Genomic DNA, 2,618 nt, shown 5'->3' on the forward strand with positions numbered 1-2,618 from the left:
AGGTAGAACGAGTCCAGAACCGCCTGGTGGTTGCTGGCCAGAATGGCCGCCCCGTCAGTCGGAATGTTCTCGTGACCCTTGACCGTCGGACGCCCGAGCAGCCAGAGAATCGGCCCCAGCAACACATACTTGAAGAGCCAATACCACACGGCGTCCCTCCCATTCACAGCTGAATTTCGCTGAGTACGACCTTACTGCCGACCGGTAACCCCCGCTACACACGCCCCTGCAGGATCGACCCGATCACAGTCCGGCAGACGTGGTTCCAGCGCCGTCGACCCCACCGAGATCCTGAGGCACTACCGATCGGGCCAAAGCGGCGGCGCCGACCATGCCCGCAGCTTCGCCCAGCTGAGCGGAACGGATGCGGGCCAGTGGGCGGTGCTTCGCCCCGGTCAACAATGTCGCGTACTGCTCGCGGGCGTCGTCGAGAAACAGTGGGGCAGAACTCGCGACGCCGCCGGCGATCACGACCAGATCGGGATCGTAGACGTCACCGACCATGGCCAGACCCACGGCCAGCCAACGGGTGAACTCGGCGATCGTTGCCAGCGCGAGTGGGTCACCGTCCTGCGCGGCGTTGGCGATCCGGCGACCGGTGAGCGAACCAGGATCCACCGCTACCTCACGCGCCAGGACCGTCGACGCGGCCGGGTCGGCGGCAAGCAGTTCGATTGCCGTGTCGACGAGCGCCGTTCCGCTGCAATAGCGCTCCCAACACCCACGTTTGCCACACGCGCACTGACGCCCGCCCGGAACGACCTGGATGTGGCCCAGTTCGGGAGCGACGCCGTGACTCCCCCGGTACAGCTCACCGTTGATCAGCAGCGCTCCACCGATTCCGGTCCCGATTGCCACCATCACGACATTGCGGCCACCTGCGGCCGCGCCGAATCGGTGCTCCGCGAACGCCGCCGCATTGGCGTCGTGTTCGAGAACGACCGGCAAGCCGAGCCGCTTGCTCAAGTCACTTCCGACCGGCGCGTCCACCCACGGCAAGTGCGGAGCGAACCGAACCGAGCTTCGATCGGAGGTGATGAAGCCGGCGACCGCCAACCCCACGGCCGATACCTCGTGCCTGGTGACCAATTCGCGCACGACGCGATCGAGACCGTCTTCGAGTGCCCTGGCCGACTGCGGGGTCGGGGCTTGAATCATCTCGAGCACTTGTCCGTCGACGTCCACGACGGAGGCCCTGATACTCGTCCCGCCGACGTCGATGCCGACCGTCAAGATGTCGTCCATGGTGGAGCCGGAGACCGCTTTCAAGCGGCGCGCGCTCATCGCGACGATTCCCGCGCGAGCGGCGTCCGCTGGAGTGCGCACCCTGAATCGGTGCTTCGTGCGTCGGTGACCATTGTGTCGATTGTGCTCATCTCGGGCCGTTCGCTCTACCCGGGGTACTGAGTCAGTCCTTGACCGTCACGTTGATCGGGACAAATGCCGCCGTGCGAGTTCGCTCCGCACCTGGCGTCGTCGGACCGCCTTCGGGTCCACGATCGGGGTCTGACGGCCCCCCGAGAAACTCGTCGAGAATCTCACGAAGCAACGCAAGGAATGCTGCTGCTTGACCCGCGAGGAATGCCAACAGTTCGTGGTGCTCACCGCGAACCAGTGCGGCGAGGGCGCACACCGGGCACCAGCTGCAGCCGGTGAACACCGGCTGCGTGTCCGTGGACGCCGAGTCACTCGCAACGTCGGCCGTCGCTGCTGCGGCCTTCTGCAGCACCGGTTCCAGGCGCGTCAGAACGGTTTCCGCCAGCGCGCGAAACTCCGCGACGAGGCGCTCGTGCTCTTCGCTCATACCGGCCACACCGCGGGATCCGGGCTGAACCGGATGATCAGGTAACTGCCGTCCAACTCCGCCCCGTTCACGACACAACGACGCAGCACCGACGCCAAACGAACTCTGCGTCGTACGCCGTCTGCTCCCACCAGCACATCGTCCTCCACCCGGCCCAACGACAACGACGACGGATCCACGAGCGGAAGGTACATCCGCATCACGTACACCGAATCGACTCCGGTCCCGGACTCCAACGACACCACGATGTTGTCCGCGGTACCGACGGTGCCCGAATCCGTGCCCGCTCCACCCTCGAACGTGGCCGCGATCTCGCCCAGAGCGGCCAACCCTACCGGTTCGGCGCAAGCGCGTTCGACCGTTGTGACGGACATTCCATCGGTTGATCCACGCAGTTCGTCCACGACGAGTGCCTGAGCCGCCCGGATCGACGCGAGCCACTGCGCCGCCGGTGAATCGTCGACACTCTTCCCGGCGGACGAGTTGAACTGCGGGACAAGGTTGTTGACCACAATCCCGTCAACTCGCAACCCGGCCAGAGCCAGCCCGGACAACGTCCGACGAGTCGCCGCGACCGACACGCCGTCGGCCGACGTCACCACACGCACGCCGGTGTTCTCCCGATCCGAGAGGTGAACCGCGATCCGATCCACCGACGCGAGCACGCGTTCGACGACGGACACGAACAGGAGCAGCCGCATGTCCGTACCTGTCACAGCGACCATCCGCCTGTGCCGCGGCCACAATCGCTCGAGATACTCCGACACCATCGACGGCGAGCCGAGTAGCCGCAGCGCTTCGGCTGCGGCCGGAC

General features: G+C 65.9%; 4 protein-coding genes. All 4 read right to left on the reverse strand.

Annotated features, from left to right (window positions below; translation table 11 throughout):
* A partial coding sequence (locus RWT78_RS29055; RefSeq protein ID WP_314682921.1) for a 1-acyl-sn-glycerol-3-phosphate acyltransferase occupies window positions 1–149 on the reverse strand: 149 nt, incomplete at its 3' end.
* A 94-nt stretch (window positions 150–243) separates the two neighbouring features.
* The gene (locus tag RWT78_RS29060) at window positions 244–1,284 is read right to left on the reverse strand and encodes an ROK family protein (protein WP_314682923.1); all 1,041 of its coding nucleotides are present in this window, start codon (window positions 1,282–1,284) and stop codon (window positions 244–246) included.
* Between the two features lie 124 nt (window positions 1,285–1,408).
* Window positions 1,409–1,804: a hypothetical protein gene (locus RWT78_RS29065; RefSeq protein WP_314682918.1), complete on the reverse strand. Its 396-nt coding sequence runs from the start codon at window positions 1,802–1,804 to the stop codon at window positions 1,409–1,411.
* Window positions 1,801–2,598 (reverse strand): ArsA-related P-loop ATPase, encoded by a 798-nt coding sequence (locus RWT78_RS29070; protein ID WP_314682925.1) that lies wholly within the window; start codon window positions 2,596–2,598, stop codon window positions 1,801–1,803. Before RWT78_RS29070 ends, RWT78_RS29065 begins: the two co-directional genes overlap by 4 nt.
* Window positions 2,599–2,618: the final 20 nt, after the last annotated feature.

This window comes from uncultured Rhodococcus sp. (assembly GCF_963525155.1).
Lineage (GTDB): Bacteria > Actinomycetota > Actinomycetes > Mycobacteriales > Mycobacteriaceae > Rhodococcus_F > Rhodococcus_F qingshengii.

What these genes read in the sequence shown, in the direction of transcription:
- RWT78_RS29065 (WP_314682918.1), bottom strand. Translation starts at nt 1,804, where the DNA reads ATGAGCGAAGAGCACGAGCGCCTCGTCGCGGAGTTTCGCGCGCTGGCG.
- RWT78_RS29060 (WP_314682923.1), bottom strand. Translation starts at nt 1,284, where the DNA reads ATGAGCGCGCGCCGCTTGAAAGCGGTCTCCGGCTCCACCATGGACGAC.